The organism is Kribbella swartbergensis (genome assembly GCF_054784135.1).
This window is the reverse complement of record NZ_BAAGPM010000022.1, coordinates 343,494-364,315: the sequence shown is the minus strand read 5'-3', so window position 1 is coordinate 364,315 and position 20,822 is coordinate 343,494. Positions and strand designations below refer to the sequence as shown.

21 protein-coding genes are annotated in these 20,822 nt (G+C 68.8%); 14 read left to right on the top strand and 7 right to left on the bottom strand.

The window, feature by feature from the left end; all coding sequences use genetic code 11:
• Window positions 1-3: 3 nt before the first annotated feature.
• The 7 genes from ACYVOK_RS20285 to ACYVOK_RS20255 all read left to right on the top strand — a co-directional run bounded on the left by ACYVOK_RS20285 (window position 4) and on the right by ACYVOK_RS20255 (window position 6,153).
• Entirely contained in the window at window positions 4-975 is a 972-nt protein-coding gene (locus ACYVOK_RS20285; protein ID WP_460664045.1) for an ABC transporter permease, read from the top strand.
• Entirely contained in the window at window positions 972-1,955 is a 984-nt protein-coding gene (locus tag ACYVOK_RS20280; RefSeq protein ID WP_460664044.1) for an ABC transporter permease, read from the top strand. The genes ACYVOK_RS20285 and ACYVOK_RS20280 overlap by 4 nt, the downstream gene beginning before the upstream one ends.
• Window positions 1,952-2,770, top strand: a complete 819-nt coding sequence (locus ACYVOK_RS20275; RefSeq protein ID WP_460664043.1) for an ABC transporter ATP-binding protein — start codon at window positions 1,952-1,954, stop codon at window positions 2,768-2,770. Before ACYVOK_RS20280 ends, ACYVOK_RS20275 begins: the two co-directional genes overlap by 4 nt.
• On the top strand, window positions 2,767-3,591 hold the full coding sequence (locus ACYVOK_RS20270; RefSeq protein ID WP_460664042.1) for an ABC transporter ATP-binding protein: 825 nt from the start codon (window positions 2,767-2,769) through the stop codon (window positions 3,589-3,591). Before ACYVOK_RS20275 ends, ACYVOK_RS20270 begins: the two co-directional genes overlap by 4 nt.
• Window positions 3,588-4,868 carry an alpha/beta fold hydrolase gene (locus ACYVOK_RS20265; RefSeq protein WP_460664041.1) on the top strand — a complete coding sequence of 427 codons (1,281 nt, stop codon included), beginning with the start codon at window positions 3,588-3,590 and terminating at the stop codon, window positions 4,866-4,868. Before ACYVOK_RS20270 ends, ACYVOK_RS20265 begins: the two co-directional genes overlap by 4 nt.
• A 62-nt stretch (window positions 4,869-4,930) precedes the next feature.
• Window positions 4,931-5,617, top strand: coding sequence for a GntR family transcriptional regulator (locus tag ACYVOK_RS20260; RefSeq protein WP_460664040.1), 687 nt, complete (start codon window positions 4,931-4,933; stop codon window positions 5,615-5,617).
• A 56-nt stretch (window positions 5,618-5,673) separates the two neighbouring features.
• A complete protein-coding gene (locus tag ACYVOK_RS20255; RefSeq protein WP_460664039.1) occupies window positions 5,674-6,153 on the top strand; it encodes a hypothetical protein in 480 nt (159 codons plus the stop codon).
• On the opposite strand, the gene ACYVOK_RS20250 is transcribed toward ACYVOK_RS20255, so the two are convergent.
• Window positions 6,140-7,120, bottom strand: a complete 981-nt coding sequence (locus tag ACYVOK_RS20250) for a carbohydrate kinase family protein (protein WP_460664038.1) — start codon at window positions 7,118-7,120, stop codon at window positions 6,140-6,142. The genes ACYVOK_RS20255 and ACYVOK_RS20250 overlap by 14 nt on opposite strands.
• Window positions 7,121-7,212: 92 nt before the next feature.
• Between ACYVOK_RS20250 and ACYVOK_RS20245 the strand changes: the two genes are divergently transcribed.
• Genes ACYVOK_RS20245 through ACYVOK_RS20235 form a run of 3 tightly spaced genes read left to right on the top strand, consistent with a single transcriptional unit; the run spans window position 7,213 to window position 10,033 of the window.
• Complete coding sequence (locus ACYVOK_RS20245) at window positions 7,213-7,848, top strand: O-methyltransferase (RefSeq protein WP_460664037.1); 636 nt, start codon at window positions 7,213-7,215, stop codon at window positions 7,846-7,848.
• A complete protein-coding gene (locus ACYVOK_RS20240) occupies window positions 7,845-8,486 on the top strand; it encodes an ABC transporter ATP-binding protein (protein WP_460664036.1) in 642 nt (213 codons plus the stop codon). Before ACYVOK_RS20245 ends, ACYVOK_RS20240 begins: the two co-directional genes overlap by 4 nt.
• Entirely contained in the window at window positions 8,483-10,033 is a 1,551-nt protein-coding gene (locus ACYVOK_RS20235) for a DUF6297 family protein (protein ID WP_460664035.1), read from the top strand. The genes ACYVOK_RS20240 and ACYVOK_RS20235 overlap by 4 nt, the downstream gene beginning before the upstream one ends.
• Here the strand turns inward: ACYVOK_RS20235 and ACYVOK_RS20230 are convergent.
• Entirely contained in the window at window positions 10,030-10,335 is a 306-nt protein-coding gene (locus ACYVOK_RS20230) for a pyrophosphatase (RefSeq protein WP_460664034.1), read from the bottom strand. The genes ACYVOK_RS20235 and ACYVOK_RS20230 overlap by 4 nt on opposite strands.
• Window positions 10,336-10,375: 40 nt before the next feature.
• Here ACYVOK_RS20230 and ACYVOK_RS20225 point away from each other — a divergent pair, with 40 nt between their 5' ends.
• Window positions 10,376-11,281: a hypothetical protein gene (locus ACYVOK_RS20225; protein WP_460664033.1), complete on the top strand. Its 906-nt coding sequence runs from the start codon at window positions 10,376-10,378 to the stop codon at window positions 11,279-11,281.
• Between the two features lie 21 nt (window positions 11,282-11,302).
• Here ACYVOK_RS20225 and ACYVOK_RS20220 read toward each other — a convergent pair whose 3' ends face one another.
• Together ACYVOK_RS20220 and ACYVOK_RS20215 are read right to left on the bottom strand one after the other, a co-directional pair.
• Complete coding sequence (locus ACYVOK_RS20220) at window positions 11,303-12,109, bottom strand: peptidoglycan recognition protein family protein (RefSeq protein ID WP_460664032.1); 807 nt, start codon at window positions 12,107-12,109, stop codon at window positions 11,303-11,305.
• A gap of 134 nt (window positions 12,110-12,243) precedes the next feature.
• Window positions 12,244-13,299, bottom strand: a complete 1,056-nt coding sequence (locus tag ACYVOK_RS20215) for an LLM class flavin-dependent oxidoreductase (protein ID WP_460664031.1) — start codon at window positions 13,297-13,299, stop codon at window positions 12,244-12,246.
• A gap of 193 nt (window positions 13,300-13,492) precedes the next feature.
• Here ACYVOK_RS20215 and ACYVOK_RS20210 point away from each other — a divergent pair, with 193 nt between their 5' ends.
• A complete protein-coding gene (locus ACYVOK_RS20210; RefSeq protein ID WP_460664030.1) occupies window positions 13,493-15,391 on the top strand; it encodes a glycoside hydrolase family 76 protein in 1,899 nt (632 codons plus the stop codon).
• Between the two features lie 3 nt (window positions 15,392-15,394).
• Here ACYVOK_RS20210 and ACYVOK_RS20205 read toward each other — a convergent pair whose 3' ends face one another.
• The gene (locus ACYVOK_RS20205) at window positions 15,395-16,246 is read right to left on the bottom strand and encodes a helix-turn-helix transcriptional regulator (protein WP_460664029.1); all 852 of its coding nucleotides are present in this window, start codon (window positions 16,244-16,246) and stop codon (window positions 15,395-15,397) included.
• A gap of 84 nt (window positions 16,247-16,330) precedes the next feature.
• Here ACYVOK_RS20205 and ACYVOK_RS20200 point away from each other — a divergent pair, with 84 nt between their 5' ends.
• On the top strand, window positions 16,331-17,113 hold the full coding sequence (locus tag ACYVOK_RS20200; RefSeq protein WP_460664028.1) for an SDR family NAD(P)-dependent oxidoreductase: 783 nt from the start codon (window positions 16,331-16,333) through the stop codon (window positions 17,111-17,113).
• Window positions 17,114-17,194: 81 nt separating this feature from the next.
• On the opposite strand, the gene glnA is transcribed toward ACYVOK_RS20200, so the two are convergent.
• Window positions 17,195-18,619, bottom strand: a complete 1,425-nt coding sequence (glnA, locus tag ACYVOK_RS20195) for a type I glutamate--ammonia ligase (protein WP_460664027.1) — start codon at window positions 18,617-18,619, stop codon at window positions 17,195-17,197.
• 205 nt (window positions 18,620-18,824) lie between these two features.
• On the opposite strand from glnA, the gene ACYVOK_RS20190 reads away from it, so the two are divergent.
• A complete protein-coding gene (locus tag ACYVOK_RS20190; protein WP_460664026.1) occupies window positions 18,825-19,286 on the top strand; it encodes an RDD family protein in 462 nt (153 codons plus the stop codon).
• 8 nt (window positions 19,287-19,294) lie between these two features.
• Here the strand turns inward: ACYVOK_RS20190 and ACYVOK_RS20185 are convergent, their stop codons facing one another.
• Window positions 19,295-20,590 carry a class I SAM-dependent methyltransferase gene (locus tag ACYVOK_RS20185; protein WP_460664025.1) on the bottom strand — a complete coding sequence of 432 codons (1,296 nt, stop codon included), beginning with the start codon at window positions 20,588-20,590 and terminating at the stop codon, window positions 19,295-19,297.
• Window positions 20,591-20,822 lie beyond the last annotated feature (232 nt).

Sequence of the window (20,822 nt, the reverse complement as noted above, 5' to 3'; positions counted from 1 at the left end):
CCGATGACCGCGACCGTTGGTACTGGCGCGGCCTTGCTCGAGGTCGAGGAGGTGGGGACCCCGGCTCCGGCCGGGGGTCCCCCGACCTCGACCCGGCGGATCCTCACCACGCTCGCCCGGGACAAGGGTGCGCTGGCCTGCGTGCTGTTCCTGGCGATCGTGGTCCTGATGGCCGTCGCCGCGCCGCTGATCACCAAGCTCAGCGGCTGGGGGCCGTACGAGTTCGACTCGGCGGCGATCAACTCCGATCTCGGCGGCGTCCCGCACGGCGCGCTCGGCGGGATCAGCGGGAGCCACTGGTTCGGCGTCGAGCCGCAGAACGGCCGCGACCTGTTCGCCCGGATCGTGTACGGCGCCCGGGTCTCGATCACGATCTCGCTGTCGGCGACCGTGCTGACCGGGATCCTCGGTGTCGTGCTCGGCATGCTGGCCGGGTTCTACCGCGGCTGGGTCGACCAGGTGATCTCCCGGCTGATGGACTTCCTGATGGCGTTCCCGGCGCTGATCTTCATGATCGCGATCCTGTCGTCGCTGCCGGCCGGCAACCGCCCGCTGCTGCTGGTGATCGTGATCAGCGCGTTCGGCTGGCCGTACCTGGCCCGGGTGATCCGCGGCCAGACGATGACGCTGGCCAACCGCGAGTTCGTCGAGGCGGCCCGGGCGTCCGGGGCGAGGGACGTCCAGGTGGTGTTCCGGGAGATCCTGCCGAACCTGCGCGGCTCGATCATCGTTATGACGACGCTGGCCATCCCCGGCTACATCGGCACGGAGGCGGGGCTGTCCTTCCTCGGGGTCGGTGTCTCGCCGCCGACCGCGTCGTGGGGTCAGATGATCTCGAGCTCGGTGAGCTGGTACTCGGTCGATCCGATGTTCTTCGCGATCCCGGGCGCGTTCCTGTTCCTCACCGTGCTGTCGCTGACGGTCCTGGGCGACAAGATCCGCTCCGTGGTCGACCAGGGAGAGGCCGCCGCATGACCCGTTATGTGCTCGCCCGGCTGGGCGGGGTGGTGTTCATCCTGCTGGCCGTGTGCCTGTTCACCTACCTGATCTTCTTCAAGCTGTCCCCGGATCCGGCGGTGATGATCTGCGGTAAGACCTGTACGCCGGAACGCATCGACTCGATCCGCGACGTCCTGGGTCTGAACCAGCCGATCCTGACTCAGTTCTGGCAGTTCCTGCAGGGCATCTTCGCCGGCCGCGACTACGGGTCCGTGCACTGCTCGGCGCCCTGTCTCGGCTACAGCTTCCAGACGAACGAGTCGGTGTGGACGATGATCACCGCGCGGCTCCCGGTCAGCATCACGGTCGCTGTCGGCGCCGCCGTACTGTGGCTGCTCGCCGGTGTCATCGGCGGTCTGATCAGTGCGATCAAGCAAGGTACGTGGTGGGACCGTACGGCGATGGCGCTCGCGCTCGGTGGGGTGAGCATCCCGAACTACGTGCTGGCCCTGGTGCTCCAGTTCGTGCTGGTGGTGAAGCTGCAGGTGCTGCCGTTCCCGTCGGCGCCCGCGTTCGCCGACGACCCGATGCTGTGGTTCGAGTCCTACATCATGCCGTGGACCGTGCTGGCCGTCGGATATGCGTGTCTGTACGCGCGGCTGACCCGGTCGAACGTGATCGACACGCTGTCCGAGAACTACTTCCGCACCGCACGAGCCAAAGGGCTGAGCCGGCCGCTCGTCCTGCGCCGGCACGCCCTCCGGCCGGCGTTGACGCCGATCACCACGATCTTCGGGATGGACTTCGCCGGGCTGCTCGGCGGCGCGCTGATCACCGAGACCGTGTTCGGGCTGAACGGGATCGGCAAGATGGCGGCCGACTCGATCGCGAAGAACGACCAGCCGGTGATCATGGCGGTCACCCTGCTCGCCGCCTTCTTCGTTGTCATCGGCAACGTCATCGTCGACCTGGTCTACACCGCGCTCGACCCCAGAGTGAGAGTGACGTCGTCATGACCGATGACCTGTTCGTGGTGGAGGACCTGACGGTCACGCTGCCGACCAGCCGCGGGCCGGTGGACGTGGTGAAGAACGTGTCGTTCACGGTCGGGCGGGACGAGACGCTCGGCATCGTCGGCGAGTCCGGGTCCGGCAAGTCGATGACGGCACTCGCCGTACTCGGGTTGCTGCCCCGTGGCGCGCGGACCACCGGAAGCATCCGGCTGGACGGCGCGGAGTTGCTCGGCCGGTCGGAGCGGGAGTTGCAGTCGGTGCGCGGCAACGCGATCTCGATGGTGTTCCAGGATCCGTTGTCGTCGCTGAATCCGTACTACACCGTGGGGTTGCAGATCGAGGAGATGTATCGGGCGCACCGCGGCGGATCACGCCGGGCGGCCCGGCGAGTGGCGATCGAGGCGCTGGAACGGGTCGGCATCCCCGAACCGGGCCGGCGCATCGACCACTATCCGCATCAGTTCTCCGGTGGCCAGCGGCAACGCATCATGATCGCGATGGCGTTGTGCTGCTCGCCGTCGCTGCTGATCGCGGACGAGCCGACGACCGCGCTCGACGTCACCGTGCAGGCCCAGATCCTGGAGCTGATGGCCGAGCTGCAGTCGACCACCGGGACCGGGATGATCTTCATCACCCACGACCTGGCGGTGATCAGCTCGATCGCCCGGCGGGTGCTGGTGATGTGTGCCGGCGAGCCGGTCGAGTACGGCACGGCCGAGCAGGTGTTCTCGGATCCGCGGCACGAGTACACGCGGACGTTGCTGGACGCCGTACCGAGGATCGACGACGAGGTGCCGTCCGGAAGTGGGGCCGTATGAGTTTGCTCGAGGTTCGCGAGGTGACCAAGGAGTTCGTCACCCGGGGCGAAGGAGTGCTGGCCCGCAAGGGGACGTTCACCGCGGTCGACAAGGTCAGCTTCGACGTCGCCCTGGGCGAGACCCTGGCGATCGTGGGCGAGTCGGGCAGTGGGAAGTCGACCACGGCCCGGATCGCGGCGCGGTTGCTGGAGCCGACCAGCGGGACGGTCGAGTTCGACGGCCAGGATGTGACGCACGCCGGTGGCAAGGAGCTGGCCCGGTTCCGGAACAACGTGCAGGTGGTGTTCCAGGATCCGTTCTCGTCGCTGAACCCGCGGTACACGGTCGAGCGGATCGTGACCGCGCCGCTGACCTACCAGGGCATCGCCCCGAAGGGTGGCAGGCGGAGGTTCACCCAGGAACTGATGGAGCGGGTCGGGCTGAACCCTGACCATTGCCAGCGGTACCCGGCCCAGTTCTCCGGCGGTCAGGCGCAGCGGATCGGGATCGCCCGGGCGCTCGCGGTCAACCCGAAGCTGGTCATCTGCGACGAGGCGGTGTCGGCGCTCGACGTGTCGATCCAGGCCCAGGTGCTCGACTTGCTGATGCGGCTGCAGCGGGAGAGCGGGTTCAGCTACATCTTCATCGCGCACGACCTGGCCGTGGTCCGGCAGATCGCGCAGCGGGTCGCGGTGATGAACAAGGGCAGAATCGTCGAGCTGGGCTCACGCGACCAGGTGTTCGGGCAGCCCTGCGACGACTACACGAAGACGCTGCTGGCCGCCGTACCCCGGATCAACCCGGAGTGGGACCGAAAGCGCCGGGCGAAGGAGGCTCGATGATCAGCTACACCATCCCGGGGATGCACGTCCGCGAGCACACGGTCGACGTGCCGCTGGACTGGTCCGACCCCGGCGAGACGATCACGGTCTTCGCGCGCGAACTCGTCGACCCGGTCCGGCGGGACGAGGACCTGCCGCTGCTGCTGTTCCTGCAGGGCGGACCGGGCGGCAAGGCGCCGCGTCCGGCCGAGCCGTCGGGGTGGATCGGGGAGGCTCTGAAGACCTACCGGGTGATTCTGCTCGACCAGCGTGGAACAGGCCGCAGTACGCCGATCTCCGGCCGGCGGATGGCGTCGTTCGGCACTGCCGAGGAGGGCGCGGACTACCTGGCCTGTTTCCGGGCGGACTCGATCGTGCGCGACGCCGAGCACCTGCGGACGACGGTCTTCGGCGGGGTCAAGTGGTCGACACTCGGCCAGAGCTACGGCGGGTTCCTCACCCTCACGTACCTCTCGCAAGCCCCTGAGGGTCTGACCGCCTGCTACGTGACCGGCGGGCTGGCCTCGATCGAGCCGTCCGCGGCCGAGGTCTACCGGCGCACCTATCCCCGGGTGGCCGCGAAGAACCGGGAGTTCTACCGGCGGTACCCGCACAACGTGGAACGGGTCGCCGCGATCGCGGACCGGCTCACGGCGGACGACGTACGGCTGCCGGACGGCGATCGGCTGACGGTACGGCGGTTCCAGTCGCTCGGGATCGACTTCGGGATGAAGCCCGGGTACGAGCGGATGCACTGGCTGGTCGACGAGGCGTTCGACTCCGGCGAATTCTCGGACACCTTCCTGAGCCAGGTGATGGACAGGTCGTCGTATGCGCACGGCCCGTTGTTCGCCGCGCTGCAGGAGAGCATCTACGGGTCCGGCGACGGCGCCACCGGCTGGGCGGCCGAAGCCGAGCGGGCGCGGCATCCGGAGTTCGCCGAGGACGCCAGGCCGCTGCTGTTCACCGGCGAGATGATGTACCCCTGGATGTTCGCCGAGATCCGGATCCTGCGACCGTTCCAGGCTGCGGTGGAGGCCCTGGCGTCGCGTCCGCGGTGGTCGCCGCTGTACGACCTGGACCGGTTGGCGGCGAACGACGTACCGGTCGCTGCGGCGGTGTACTACGACGACATGTACGTCGACTCGGGGCTGCAGTTGGACACCGCCTCGCGGGTCGGGAACCTGCAGGTCTGGGTGACGAACGAGTACGAGCACGACGGGCTGTCGGCCGAACGGGTGTTCAACCGTTTGACCGAGCTGGTCCGCTCGGTGGGTGGCGGCGTACGGGCGGGTTGACCGGTCCCTGCGGCACCAGGTGCCGCAGAATGGGGCCGACGATGCGGCGAGGGAGGTGAGCGATGTCGGCCGATTCGATCGGGCCGCTGCCGAGTGTGCGGCGGCTGCAACAGCGGGAGAACCTGCGCGACAGCGTGGCCAACGCGCTGCGGGCGGCGGTGATCTCCGGTGAGCTGGTGCCGGGGGAGGTGTACTCGGCGCCCATGCTCGGCGCGCGGTTCGGGGTGTCCGCGACCCCGGTGCGGGAGGCGATGCTCGACCTGGTCCGCGAAGGCCTGGTGATCTCGCTGCGGAACAAGGGCTTCCGGGTCACCGAGGTCTCCGACGAGGACCTGGACAACCTGGCGTCACTGCGGCAGCTGATCGAGCCGCCGACGGTCCGCGACGTCGTACCGGTGATCCCGGAGGCGGACTTTCCCCGGCTGCGCGGGCTGGCCGAGGACATCGTGGTGGCGGCCGAGGCGGGCGACCTGATCGCCTACATCGAGGCCGACCGGGTCTTCCACGTCACGCTGCTCGGGTACTCCGGCAACCGGAAACTGGTCGACGTCGTCTCGGACCTCCGTTCCCAGACCCGCCTGCTCGGCCTCACCCCGCTGGTCGAGAGCGGCCGGCTCGTCCAGTCCGCCGCCGAGCACCACGAACTGATGGACCTGGTCGAGGCCCGGGACGCCGAAGGCGCCGAACAACTCATGCGCCGCCACATCGGCCATGTGCGGGGATTGTGGGCTCGCAACCCCGAGAACTGATGGCAGGTTGCGGACAGTGAGCGCTGGGTCCGGCGTGAGGCGGCAGGCTGCTGTTCATGAGTTACGCGCGGTTGTCAGCAGTCGTCCTCGCAGCGCTGGTGCTGGCGGGGTGTGGCTGGCAGGACGAACCTTCCCAGGCCGGACCCGTTGCCGAGTCTTCAACCCCGACGGTGACCGCAACGCCGACACCGACGCCAACCCCTCGCCCGACACCGACTCCGACGAAGGCCCCGACGAAGGCCCCGACGAAGGCGCCGACGAAGGCACCGGCGGCGGACTGCACCGGGACGTTCAAGAACGGGCGCTTCACGTTGTCCGGGACCAACATCTTCATCACCGGCGGGTCCTTCAGTTGCGGCGGCGGTGAGGTGATCGGATACGAGCGTCTGCGGACCGGCCTGCGGTTCTTCAACGGGTCCAGGACCGTCACGCTCGGACCGCGGAAGTCGGCGAAGCTCGGGAGCTATCGAATCAGGGTCGGCCTGGCGAACAGCAAGCAGGCGACGTTCACCGTCGACGTGCTCAGCCGAGGTTGAGCGCCTGGGCGGCGGCCGCGGCAGCGGGCGCGCCGTATGCGGAGGAGAGCCGGTCCAGGAAGGCGGCGCGGTCGAGGGTGTACTCCTGGGTGCCGACCGTCTCGAGGACGGTAGTGGCCAGAGTGCAGCCGATCTGGGCGGCGGCCTCGTGGTCGAGGCCCGCGGCACGGCCCGTCAGGTAGCCGGCCCGGAACGCGTCGCCGCCGCCGGTCGGGTCGACCAGGTTCGGCGCCGGCACGGCCGGGACCTTGGCCAGGATTCCGCCGGTGTTCTCGATCACCACGCCGTCGCCGCCATGGGTGGTCACGCGGACACCGACCCGCTCCAGGATCTCGTCGTGGCTCCAGCCGGTCTTCTGCACCATCAGGCCGGCCTCGTACTCGTTGCTGAACAGGTACTCCGCGCCGTCGATGAGCCGCTTGATGTCCTCGCCGTCCATCCGGGCCAGCTGCTGCGACGGGTCCGCGGCCACCGCGATCCCGTGCGCCTTCGCCAGCTCGGTGTGCTTCAGCATGCCGTCCGGGTCGTCGGCGCCGATCAGCACCAGATCGATCCCGCCCGCCGCCGCGTGGATCGCGCCGAGATCGAGCTCCCGTGCCTGCGCCATCGCCCCGGTGTAGAACGAGGCGATCTGGTTCGCGTCCAGATCCGTCGTACAGGTGAACCGGGCGGTGTGGACGTTCTGGCAGACGCGCACGTGCGACACGTCCACGCCGGCCTCGGCGAGCGCGGCGCCGTACTCGGCGAAGTCGGCGCCGACCGAGCCGACCAGCAGCGACGGCTGGCCGAGCTGCGCCATCCCGTAGCAGATGTTCGCGCCGACGCCGCCGCGGTGGACGACCAGCTCGTCGACCAGGAACGACAGGGAGACCTTGTGCATCTGCTCTTCGAGGAACTGGTCCTTGAACCGGCCCGGGAACGTCATCAGGATGTCGGTCGCGATCGAACCGGCGACGGCGATGCGCATACGGGGTGCTCCTCGGTGGGGTGGGTGTGCGGCGTGCGGGCAACCCATAGAGACTACAGGCGACCGATCTAATACACAGGAGGCGGGATTCGATGGGCAATCAGGTGCTGGTGACCGACGAATTGCACGACTACATGGTCGCGCACGGGATGCCGCTGGACGAGATCGCCGCCGACCTGGTCGCCGAGACCCGGCAGCTCGGCGACGTGTCCAGGATGCTGACCACCGCCGACCAGGCGGCGCTGCTGACCACGCTGACCCGGCTGGTCTCCGCGCGCCGGGCGGTCGAGATCGGCACCTTCACCGGCTTCTCCGCGCTGGCGATCGCCCGCGGACTGCCGGACGACGGGCAGCTGATCTGCCTGGACGCGAGCGAGGAGTGGACCTCGATCGGCCGCCGGTACTGGGAGCGGGCCGGCGTCGCGGCGAAGATCGAGCTACGGATCGGCGACGGGCACGAGCTGGCCGCCGCGCTGGACGGCTCGTTCGACCTGGCCTTCGTGGACGCGGACAAGCCGGGGTACGTCGACTACTTCGAGCGCCTGGTGCCGCTGATCCGGCCGAACGGGCTGATGCTGTTCGACAACACGCTGGCCGGCGGCAGCGTGGTCGCCCCGGACGGTCCGGCGGACCGCAAGGAGTTCAACGCACACATCGCCAAGGACGACCGGGTCGACGTGGTCATCCTCGGCATCGGCGACGGGCTCACCCTGGTCCGCAAGAAGTGAGTCTGGCCGCGGCTCGGCTGAGCGTGCAGGAGTTGCAGCACAGGTACGGCGACCGCCCGGTGATCGAAGGCCTGACCTTCACCCTGACCGCCGGTGAGGCGATCGCGCTGGTCGGCCCGAACGGGGCCGGCAAGACGACCGTGCTCAAGTGCATCGTCGGCTCGGCCGAACCGGCCGCGGGGTCGATCCTGCTCGACGGCGTGCCGATCGACGAACGGGCCGAGGCGGTCCGGCGCGACGTCGCCACGCTGCTCGACGACCTCGACTTCTTCCCGGACCTGACCGCGGCCGAACACCTCGACCTGCTGGCCCGCGCCCACGGCAATCCGTCGCCGGAGGATCTGGTCGACACCACCCTCGACGCGATCGGGCTGCTCCCGGCCGCCGACCAGCTGCCGGGATCCCTGTCCTCGGGTCAGCGTCGACGCCTCGCGCTGGCGACGACACTGGTCCGGCCGCGCAAGCTGATGGTCCTCGACGAACCCGAGGCGCGGCTGGACACCGACGGCGTGCAGTGGCTGTCGGACCGCCTGATCGAGGAGAAGAGGTCCGGTACGTCGATCCTCTTCGCCAGCCACGACCCGTCGCTGGTCGAGGCCGTCGCCGACTCCGTCGTCACGCTGACACCGCTGCCATGAGTGCGGCGGACGGGCCGGTCGAGTTCGACCCGGCCGACTTCGGCGCGATCCCGTCGCCGCGATCGCTGCGCGCCTGGATGCGCCAAACCCGCCGCCGCCACGCGGACCGGTCGTTCTGGCAGATGTTCGAGAACGTCTACCTGGTCGTCTTCACCCTCGCCATGGCCGGTGCCAGCGGCGGCAACCTGTTGCGTCAACTCAACGAGAACGCTGCCCGGTGCACCTCGTGGTCCTGTCAGGAGCTGACGTACTACCTGCCCTGGATCCTCCTGCCGTTGCTGGTGGCAACGACGCTGAGAATGCTGTTGAGCGTCGGGCCCGTGTCGGCGTCGAGGGCCGCGGGCTTCTGGCTGCTCGCGACTCCCGTCGACCGGAAGGCTCTGCTCCGGCCGGCGTACCGGACGATGATCGTCGTCGTGGCGGTGACCGGTCTGCTGGCGTCGATGATCGCCTGGACGCTGCTCGGGTGGCCGTTGATGGCGATCGGGGAGACGTCGATGCTGACCGTCTCCTTGCTGGTCTGCGTCGCGTGTTTGACGGTCTGGGCCCAGCAATCGCCGGCACGTACCAAATGGACGCTCCGAGTCGCCGACCTGTTGCTGGTCGCCGCTGCGGTCCCGGCGGTGTGGCTGGCCGCCCGGCCCGAGCCTGGCGAGGCTCGGGCCGGTGACGTCGTGATCTCCGAGTTGGCTCCTCCGGGATCGGACACGGTGCTCACGCCTGAGCAGACGCGCTTACTGGTGATCGGGCTGATCTGCCTGGGCGTGGTTCTGGTGGTCGTGATCGTGACCGCGCGGACGCTGACGAAGCTGAACCGGACCACTGTCGTCGCGGGCGGTGAACTGCTGGCCGGGCTGGCCGGGGCCGCGAGCAGCCTCGACATCAGCATGCTCGCCGACGTGGTCGCGGGTCGGCACTGGCGGTTGAAGGGCCGGGCTCGGTCCCGGCGGGGTCGAGGGTCGCGCGGCGCCGCTCTGGTGCATCGGGAGTTCTTGCGAATCCTGCGCTGGCCGCGGCGATTGGTGATCGGGTTCGCCCTGCTGATCGTCCCGTACGCCGTCGCAGGCGTCGGTTTCCAGGTGCTCGTGCCAGTGGCGGCCGCATTCGCCGGCTTCGTCGCCGTACGCCCCTTGATGGACGGGTTGAGGTCGGTGTGCCGCTCGACCGGCCTGGTCAGGGCACTCGGTATGGACCTCCGCGAGCTTCGGGTGATCATGGCAGTCGTCCCGGCCGCCTTCACCGCGTTGTGGTGCGCCCTGGCGTTTCCGGCTCTGTCCGACGGCGCGAGCACGTTCGCCGTCGCCGCCGGCATCATCGCCGGCGCCGTCCGCCAGGCCTCCGCCCGGCCCCCGTCGTACGCGGGCCCGTTGATCGCCTCGCCGATGGGCGCCATCCCACCCGGGATGTTCTCCCAGCCCGTCCGCGGCTTCGACCTGCTCCTCCTCTGCCTGGCCCCAGTCCTCCTCGGCCTCAGCCCGCTGTGGGTCCTCCTGATCTCGTCCTTCGTCCTGGCCGTCATGTTCGCCGTGCGTCCGAAGACCGATTAGGGCTCGTGGGCGAGCCACTTGCGCTCGATCTCCCGAGGCAGGTCGACATCGTGTTGTCGCGCAAGCAGGAGAAGCTGGCAAAAGACATCGGCGAACTCCTGATGGAACGTGTCGCGGATCTGGTCAGTGGTCTGACCCTTGCTGCGCGCGCGTCCGGTGTGCTGGAGGTACGCCTGGGTCAACTCGCCCATCTCCTCCTGCAACTTGAGCAGAAACCAGTCCGGATCCCGCTCGAACCCAAGCACCTCGCCATACCGCACCGACAACTTCTCCAGCCGCTCCGACAACTCAGTGATGTCCACGGGCCTACCCAATCAGTGCCCACCGACACAGAATGGGCGGATGGATGCGGTGAGTTGGTTGCTCGAGTCGGATGAGCCGGCGGTGCGGGGGATGGCACGGCGGGATCTGGTGGGGGAGCCGCATGGCGAGGACGCGCTGACCGGACCGAAGGTGCAGGCATTGCTCGACGGCGCATGTGGGGACAAGCGGGCTTACCGGAAGTGGACCGGGGCGCACTGGCGGATTGTGTCGCTGGTGGAGCTGGAGGTGCCGGCGGGCGAGCCACGGGCGGTGGCGGCTGCGGAGTACGACCTGGCCGAGGTGATGCGGTCCCTCCGGCACGGTGTGAGTGTCGTAGACGGACTGGTACGACGCTGTGGCTCGATCGAAGGGAACACGCTGGCGGCCTGCAGCCGACTGGGGATGGCAGGCGATCCACGGGTGCAGCAACTGGCGGAGGGACTGCTGGAGTGGCAGTGGCCCGACGGCGGCTGGAACTGCGACCGCAATGCATCCGGTCGGCGTTCGTCGTTCCACGAGACACATGCGGCTGCGTGGGGCCTACACGAGTACCACCGGGCCACGGGCGATACGGCTGCGCGCGATGCCGCCGTACGCGCTGGGGAGTTGTTCCTGGAGCACCGGGTGTTCCGGAGCCTCTCGACAGGGGAGGTCATCAACAAGAGGTGGCTGCGGCCGAGCTATCCGCCGTACTGGCACTACGACATCCTGCAAGCGCTGCTGGTGTTGTCGCGGCTCGGACTGCTGCCGGACGAGCGGGCCGATGACGCGCTGAACGAGTTGGAGCGGCGGCGACGGCCTGATGGGCGTTGGCACGCCGGACAGCAGTGGTGGAACCCGCCGGGGAGTGACCGTATGCCGGAAGTCGTCGACTGGGGGCGCAGTGGGCCGAACGAGATGATCACCCTCAACGCCCTGCGGGTGCTCAAGGCCGCAGGACGCTGAAGGTTGCTGTCAGCAAACGTGTTACTGCTGCGGGGCCGGATTCGGCTCCGGCTCGGCTCCTGACTCCGCGCGGCCGTCCGCCGGCTGGTCCGGATCGGGCGTCGGTGGTGCGTCCGGTACCAGGGGCTGGTCGAGACCTGCGTCCTCGGCGATCGCCGCGCGGGAGACGGAGGCCTCGATGCGGTTCAGCTGTTTGCGGAGCGCGGTTCCGGTGCCGGTGGGAGCGGCCCAGAACCGCTTCATGTACTCCTCGATCTCGGCCTGGATCATGGCCCTGATCTGAGCTTGTGTGTACGGCAAATCGTCCTCCACGTAGCCAGGGGTGAACTCGCCGCGGGCGAGTGCCGCCCGGGCTGCGGGGCCGGGACAGTCGGTGCCGTCCGGCCGGACCGCGGAGTGCGGCCGGATCGCCGTACCGCGGGGATAGATGCGGCGGAAGTCGGCGATCACCCCGCGGGTGGTCGCCTTCATGGCGGCGGTCGGTTGCTCGCCGGTGACCAGGATCAGCAGGATCGCGCCGTACCGCTCGTTCAGATCGTTGTTGCCGTTGGCACCGGACTGCGTGCGCAGGCCGCGCAGCGTCCAGGCACGGCCGGCCTGGTCGACCGCGACCTGGTACGCGATGTCCGACCAGCCCCGCTGGTCCATGTGGTAGTTCTGCCAGCCGCGCAGCGCGGACGCGACCGCGGCCCGGCTGTGGATGACGCTCGTCGATCCGGTCCCGGGCCAGTGGATCACCGCGCCCTGGACCCGGGAGACCGTCAGGTTGCCCGGCCCACCGTTCGGCGGCCGCGCGTTCCAGGCGGACCGCGGCAGATACTCGACCATCACCTGCTCCTCACATGCCTCACGAGCACCGCATACCCACCGTTGGCGCTCGGTAATCAACCGATCACACTCGGCATGCGATCGTCAAGCGAGAAGAGCATCTTGATGCCGGACCGCTCCCTCCCCGAACTCGCTCAGGCGTCGGACAGGAGGGGGAGCAGCTTATCGCCGATGCGGATGGTTTCTTCGCGGTACGGGGTGTCGGAGAGGATGAAGTGGGTGATGCCGAGGTCGCGGTACCGGCGGAGCGACTTGGCGACGTCGTCGGGGGAGCCGACGAGCCACGTCGTACCGGCACCGCCTCCGCCGTACTTGCCCGGTGCGGTGTAGAGGTTGTCGTCCAGCACCTCGCCGCGTTCGGCCAGGTCCACGAGCCGTTGCTGACCGACCGCCTTGAACCACCGGGGATCCCGTGAGCCCTGCGCCTCGGCCATCTTCGCGACTTTCGCGTCCGCGTCCGCCCACGCCTCCTCGGTGGTGTCGCGGACGAGCGTGGTGATCCGCAGGCCGAACTCGAGCGGCGGATGCTCCCGGCCGAGCTCCGACTCCAGCGCTCGCAGCCGGCTGATCCGCTCGGCGATCCCGTCCAGCGGTTCACCCCAGAACAGCTGTACGTCGGCATCCGTCGCGGCCACTCGCTGGGCGGCGTCCGACGCGCCACCGAAATACAGCCGCGGATGCGGACGGCCTTCCCGTACGAGGGGACGCGTCGCGACCGTGGATCCGCTGACCGAGAAGTACTCACCTTCGTAGGTCACGTCCTCCTCGGTCCACAACCGCCGTACCAGTTGCAGGAACTCCTTGGTCCGCGCATACCGCTGTGGCTGGTCGCCCTCGCTGTCGCCGTACGCGGCGAGGTTGTCCTGACCGGAGACGATGTTGATCAGCAACCGCCCGCCGGTCAGCTGGTCGAGCGTGCTCGCGGCGGATGCGAAGTGGGCGGGCTGCCAGTATCCGGGCCGGATCGCGGCCAGTGGCCGGAAGGTCGTCGTCCGCGCGGCCAGTGCGGTCGCGACCGTGAACGTGTCGGGCCGGCCCCACCCGGTGCCGATCAGCGCGCCGGCCCAGCCGTGGTCCTCGGTGAGCCGGGCCAGCTCGGTCAGGCGCTCGATGCTGTTGTGTCCCTGGACGGCGTCGTCCCCGCGGTGCCCCGGGTCGACCTGGTTCGGGATGTACCAGAGAAAAGTCATACAAATCAGCTTAAGTTCATTCGATTAGTCGACTTTGGGCGTCTCGCAGATCGGTCAGTGGGACCCGAGGGCTGTCGCGGCTGGGGCATTGACATCGTTGTCGGGGACGGGGACGATACTGGCTCGAGAGTCGGTGAAACGTTTCCAACCTCGGTCCGCCGAACCGCCACGAAGCAATCGAGGAGATCCGGTCATGCTCGTGAATCGTCCCGCGCGCACGGTGTGCGCCTTTCTGGCCGGCGCGGTCACGCTGGCCCTCGGGCTGGTGTCGCCACCCGCCGCCGCTGCCGAATCAGGACCCGCCGCCGGCGCCACCGCGACCGCGCGGGCACGGGTCGCCGCCGACGTCCTGATGAGTTCCTACGATCCGGTGAAGGCCTGGTTCCCCTCCAGTTGGTGGAACTCGGCCGTCGCTCTGCAGACGATCGGCGACTACATGCAGCGCACCGGCGACCGGCGCTACCTGCCGCAGCTCGACCTCACGTTCGAGAAGAACAAGGGCGTGTTCCCGGCGGGATACCTGTCGGGGGACCCGCTGCTCGGCAACTTCACCAGCCGCGCCATCGACGACTCCGAGTGGTGGGGCCTGACCTGGATCCAGGCCTACGACCTGACGAAGAATCGCAAGTACCTCGACATGGCGGTCACGATCGCGGAGTACGTCGAGGACTACTGGGACGACACCTGCGGCGGTGGAGTCTGGTGGGACGCCGAGCGGACGTACAAGAACGCCGTCACCAACGGCCTGTGGGTCCGCCTGACTGCCGAGCTGCACAACAGGATCCCCGGTGACCGGCACTGGCTCGGCCGCGCGCAGCAAGGATGGAACTGGTTCACGGCGAGCGGGATGATCAACTCCGACGGCCTGGTGAACGACGGCCTGAACACCAGCACCTGCCAGAGCAACAACGACACGGTGTGGACCTACAACCAGGGCCTGGCGATCGGTGCCGGCCTCGAGCTGTGGCGGGCGACCCGGGACCCGCAGCTGCTGACCACCGTACGGCGCCTGGCCGACTCGGCCATCGGCACCGGGGGACTGGTCTCGAACGGCGTCCTGACCGAATGGTGTGAGGCGCCGGGCCGTTCCTGCGACGACAACCAGAAGCAGTTCAAGGGCATCTTCATGCGGTACTGGATGGACCTCACCGACACCACCCACAACCCTGGGTACGTCGCCTTCGAAGCCCAGCAGGCAGCCACCGTCTGGGATCACGACCGCGATGCGGCCGGACGACTCGGCCTGCGGTGGGCCGGCACGACCAGCCAGGATCGTCCGAACGTCTTCGACTGGCGGACCCAGGCCAGTGCGCTCAGTGCGCTGATCGCCGCCGTACCGGCGCCGCCGCCGGTGCGCTCGCTGTCGGCGACCATGAAGCCCGCCCAACCGGTGGTGATGCCGGCGACCGGCAGTGCGACCCACGTGAAGCTCGAGGTCGGGGTCCAAGCGACCGGACCGGTGGGCCAGCCGCTCGAGGTCGAGGTGCAGGCCGCGGGACCAGCGGGCTGGACCGTGACACCGGCGCGGTCAACCGTGACGCTTCGTCCGAACGGGAACGCCGTACCGGTGCAAACGACCGTCGAGCTCGACGTGGCGATTCCAGCCGGGACGCCGGATGGTCGCTACTCGGTGACCGCGACGGCGACGTCCGGTCGGCACCTGTCGTTCAGCACGCGGTCCGACGTCCTGGTGGCACACACCGTCGACTTCGACACCGGTACGGCGGCGGAAATCCCGTGGCTGTGGGACGCGGACGGCTCACAGAGCAACGGCGTCCAGAACCGCTTCGCCGACGGGTACTCGTACTTCGTCTACCGCTTCCCGTTCCCGTCAGACACCACCACGGCTGCCGTGACGCTGACGATCGACAACCAGTTCGTCGTCCAGGTCAGTGGCGACGGTCGGCAGTGGACCACGGTCGCCACGGAGACGCGGGAGATCCGCGACGGTGAGAACAGGGCGGCCCGGACGTTCGACCTGACGCCGTACCTCGGCCCCGACAAGGCCGGCTACGTCCGCATCGCCGACTCCTTCCCCAACGACGGCTGGGGCGGCCGCGTCTCCCACGTCACCGCGACGTACACCGGCTGATGCTCAGTCGTTGACGTCCATCCGTTGCGTACCGACGACCGATAGAAGGCGGAGGGCTTCCTCGGCGGACGAGCCCGGGTCGGCCGTGTAGATCACGACGTGCTGGTCGCGGTCGGCGACGTTGAGGACGTCGCAGTTGACAGTGACCGGCCCGACCACCGGATGCTGGAAGGTCTTGCGCAGGATCCTCGGCGGATCGACGTCTCCGCTCGCCCACAGGCGGGCGAAGTACTCGCTTCCGTCGAGGAGTTCGGCGACGAGGTCGTTCACCTGAGGTGAGTCGGGATACCGGCTGGTGGCGGCGCGGAGACCTGCGGCGACCGAGACCGCGAACTCGTCCGCGTCGGACACGCCGAACAGCCGTCGCTCGTCGGTGGGCGGCTCGAGGAAGACCCGGCGGGCCAGGTTCCGGTCGCGAGGTGCGACAGCCGAGAAGTCCTCCATGAGGGCGGCTGCCAGGTCGTTCCAGGCGAGGACGTCGTACACCGCCGACATGACGGTGGCTGCGGCCAGTGGCAAACGTTGCACGAGGTTCCAGATGCTCGGACGGACGTCCATCGGCGGCCCGGGCGGCGCGGCAAGCGGTACGTCGGCCAGACGGTGGAGATGAGCCCGTTCCGCGTCGGACAGCCGGAGTGCTCGTGCCAGGCCCTCGAGCACTTCGCGGGACGGATGTGGTCCGCGCGCCTGCTCCAGCCGGGTGTAGTACTCGGTGGAGATGAACGCCAGGTGCGCGACCTCTTCCCGGCGCAGACCCGGCGTACGGCGGCGTCTGCCGGCGGGCAAGCCGACGTCCTCTGGCCTGATCCGCTCGCGCCTGCTGCGGAGGAACGCGCCGAGACCAGATCTGTCCATACGTCGAGTATGCGGAATCCCATCGGCTCAACCAGGTACTTGTGGTGCCTGGTTGAGCCCCGAACCGGCGCTCAGGCTCGAAGCATGGACACAAGCACTGAACCCCCGATCGGCCTGCTGGCCGGCAAGGTCGCCTTTGTGAGTGGTGCCGGCCGTGGAATCGGCGCGGCCGCGGCCCGCCTGTTCGCCCGCGAAGGCGCGGCGGTCCTGCTGGCCGCCCGGACCGAGTCCCAGCTCGAGTCCGTCACGAACGAGATCCACGAGGCCGCCGGGACAGCGGAGTACGTCGTCTGCGACCTGGCGGATCCGGATCAGGTACGAGCCGCCGTCAGCAGGACCGTCGAGCTGTTCGGCCGTCTCGACATCGCATTCAACAACGGCGCGGCTATCAGCCCGCCGCTTCCCATCGACCAGGTTCCGCAGACCGACCTCGACCTGCTCTACGAAGTGAACTTCCGCGGCACCTGGGTCGCCCTGACCGCGGAGGTCGAGGCCATCCGCGCCACCGCCCGCACCGGGGCGATCGTCAACAATTCCAGCGTCGGCAGTTTGCGCGGCAACCCCGTGCTGCCGGCGTACGGCGCGATGAAGCGGGCGGTCAACAGCCTGACCGAGTCGGCAGCCGTCACCTATGGGCCGGAGGGCATCCGCGTCAATGCCATCGCACCCGGAAACACGGCGACCGCGATGATCCAGGCCTGGGAGGAGCACAGCCCTGGCCTGCAGGAACGACTCGCTGCCTCCGCGCCGCTGCGCCGTGGAGCCCGGCCCGAGGAGATCGCCGAGGCCGCGGCCTGGCTGCTCAGCGACCGGGCGTCCTTCGTCACCGGCGCCGTGCTCCCAGTCGACGGCGGCGTCCGCTCCTGAGAAAGCCGAACAACCGGCCCCAGTCAAAGCGAAAGCCGCATCCACCGAAGTGGATGCGGCTCCCGTGAGAGTGCGCCGAACTCAGACGTCGTAGTAGAGCTCGAACTCGTGGGGGTGGGGGCGGAGCTGGATGGGGGCGATTTCCTGCTCGCGCTTGAGGTCGATCCAGGTTTCGATCAGGTCCTCGGTGAAGACGTCGCCCTCGAGGAGGAAGGCGTGGTCGGCCTCGAGGGAGTCGATCACGGCCGGCAGCGAGGTCGGGACCTGGGCGATGCCCTCGTGCTCCTCCGGCGGCAGCTCGTAGAGGTCCTTGTCGACCGGGTCGGCCGGCTCGATCTTGTTGCGGACACCGTCCAGGCCGGCCAGCAGCTGGGCCGCGAAGGCCAGGTACGGGTTGGCGGACGGGTCGGGGCAGCGGAACTCGATCCGCTTCGCCTTCGGGTTCGAGCCGGTGATCGGGATCCGGATGCAGGCGGACCGGTTGCGCTGCGAGTACACCAGGTTGACCGGCGCCTCGAAGCCCGGCACCAGGCGGTGGTAGGAGTTCACCGTCGGGTTGGTGAACGCCAGCAGCGACGGGGCGTGCTTGAGCAGGCCGCCGATGTACCAGCGGGCCACGTCGGACAGGCCGCCGTACCCGGACTCGTCGTAGAACAGCGGGTCGCCATTGGTCCACAGCGACTGGTGGCAGTGCATACCGGAGCCGTTGTCACCGAAGATCGGCTTCGGCATGAAGGTCGCGGTCTTGCCGGCCGCCCAGGCGGTGTTCTTGACGATGTACTTGAACTTCATCACGTTGTCGGCGGACTTCAGCAGTTCGTCGAACCGGAAGTTGATCTCCGCCTGGCCCGCGGTGCCGACCTCGTGGTGGGCCCGCTCGACGATCAGGCCGGCCTGCTCGAGGTTCAGTGTGATGTCGTCGCGCAGGTCGCCGAAGTGGTCGGTCGGCGCGACGGGGAAGTAGCCACCCTTGTAGCGGACCTTGTAGCCGCGGTTTCCGCCGTCCTCGATCCGGCCGGTGTTCCAGGCGCCGGCGACCGAGTCGATCGAGTAGTAGCCGGTGTTCGCCTTGGTCTCGAACCGGACGTCGTCGAAGACGTAGAACTCGGCTTCCGGGGCGAAGAACGCGGTATCCGCGATACCGGTCGACTTCAGGTACTCCTGCGCCTTCCGGGCGATGTTGCGCGGGTCCCGGCTGTAGGCCTCGCCGGTCAGCGGGTCGTGTACGAAGAAGTTGATGGCCAGCGTCTTCGTCCCGCGGAACGTGTCGACGAAGGCGGTGGTCGGGTCGGGCAGCAGCTTCATGTCCGATTCGTGGATCTGCTGGAACCCGCGTACCGACGAACCGTCGAACATCAGGCCCTCTTCGAAGACCTCAGGGCCGAACGACGACACCGGGACGGTGAAGTGCTGCATGATGCCCGGCAGGTCGCAGAACCGGACGTCGATGATCTCGACGCCTTCGTCCTTGACGTAGGCGAGCAGCTCCTCAGCGCTGGAAAACATACGTACTCCTCGGGGTGGCTCAGAGATTGCATCTGAACGTAGGGCCTGCCGATTACTCCGTCGTGACCCTGATGTTTCGCGGATGTTACGCCCAGCGTGTCCGCGCTGACCCACTGGTGTACGCCGGTTACGGCCTGAGATCTCCCGGCCCGCTGTGCAGTAGCCACTGTGCTGGGGTCCCGGCCGTGTCCGTAGGCTAGCCATCATGGCACCATCGGCGCAGCCCGGCACAGGACCCACCCAAGAATTCCGGTTCCCTGGCAACCGGCTGGGGCTGCCCGAGGCCGGTCCAGGTTCCGCGGCGGGCTGGGGGCGCCGGATCCTCGCGCTGCTCCTGGACTGGCTGATCGCGGGCCTGGTGGCCTCCGCGATCACCTCCAAGCCGATGTGGGCAGGCGGCAACGACTACAACGTCGCCCAGCTGGTCACGTTCTTCGCGATGAGCGCGATCCTGACCGGTCTGGCCGGCGGCACCATCGGCCACCGCGTCTGCAATCTGCGGGTGATCCTGGTCCGGGGCGGCACGAGTTACACGTCACAGCCGGGGCTGCTGGCGGGTGCGATCCGGTCCTTCCTGCTCTGCCTGGTCATCCCCGCCGTCGTCTACGACCGCGACCGCCGGGGCCTGCACGACCGGGCCGCGAACACGATCGTCGTCCGGCGCTAGGCCTGCCGTCAGCGCCGGGTCAGGCGTAACTGGACGTCGTCCAGGTACCTGGTCCGGAAGCCGGCCTCGGAGTAGGCCAGGTAGAACTCCCACATCCGGCGGAACGTGTCGTCGAAACCCAGGCCGGCGATGGCCGGCCAGCGCTCGATGAAGCGGTTCCGCCAGATCCGCAGCGTCCGGGCGTAGTCGGCGCCGAGATGGCGGATCACCTCGGTCCGCAGGCCGGTGTGCCGGGCGGTGATGTCCTCGATCACCTTGATCGACGGGATCAGGCCGCCGGGGAAGATGTACTTCTGCACCCAGGTGAAGGTGTTCCGGGTCGCCAGCATCCGCTCGTGCGGCATCACGATCGCCTGCACCACCGCGACCCCGCCGGGCGCGAGCCGCCGCTCGATCGCGTCGAAGTAGACCGGCCAGTACTTCTCGCCGACCGCCTCGATCATCTCCACACTCAGCACGGCGTCGAACTCGCCGATCTGGTCGCGGTAGTCACGCAGCGCGACCTGCACCCGGTCACCCACGCCGGCCTCGGCGATCTTGCGCTGCGCCAGCAGGGCCTGCTGCGAGGCGATCGTGATCGCGGTCACCCAGGCCCCGCGCTGCGCGGCCCGGATCGCCAGGCTCGCCCAGCCGCAGCCGATGTCCAGCACCCGGGACCCGGGCACCACGCCGGCGGCGTCCAGGATCGAGTCCAGCTTGTTCAGCTGCGCCCGGGTCAGTTCGTCGTACGACGCCGTCGCGAGATCCGCCGTGCTGGTGCCCAGGTCCGGATCACCGAAGTACGCCGCCGAGTAGGTCATGGTGGGGTCGAGAAACTCGGCGAACATCGCGTTGCTCAGGTCGTAGTGCCGGCTGACGTTCTCCCGGGCGCCGGCCCGGTCGTTCTCCTGGTCGGCCGGCTGCGACCGGGTCACCAGCCAGCGCAGCGACTGGGCCCACTTCGGCAGCAGGTGCCGGGTCTCCTCGTCGCTGAACCGCTCGGCGAACGGGACCAGCAGGTCGGCCAGGTCGGTCCCGGGCTCGGGGTCCCAGTCGCCGGCCAGGTACGCCTCGCCGAATCCGGAGCCGGCGTCGTGTCCGAGCCGGTCCAGGAAGGCCGCGCTCCGGTGCACCCGCATTGCCGGGCCGCCCAGACCGTACGAGCGGTTGTCCAGGTGGATCGTGGCCGGCAGGTCCTTGGCGATCAGACGAATCGCGGCCAGCGCGCCGGCCCGGCGTACTGGGTTCGACCGCGGCCGGACCAGCGTGGGCCAGGTCTCGGCCGCCGGCTGGTGCGCGGCCACGGCCGGCAAGAGATCCGTCATGTACGTCTACCTCGTGTCTCGATCGTCCTGGTCGCACCTTAAGGCCCGACCCGACCCCCACAGCGCAACACGAAGGCACTCCCGTGCCACGTCACGACAGATCAACTACCGAGCAGCCCGTCGGGTTACCGCCATCTCACCCAGAGAGAGCGGTCATCCCTCGCGCCGACCGAAAATCACCTGGTTGCCGTCGGGCCGGGCGTTGGAAGTTCAGGTCGGGCGCCAGGCCGAA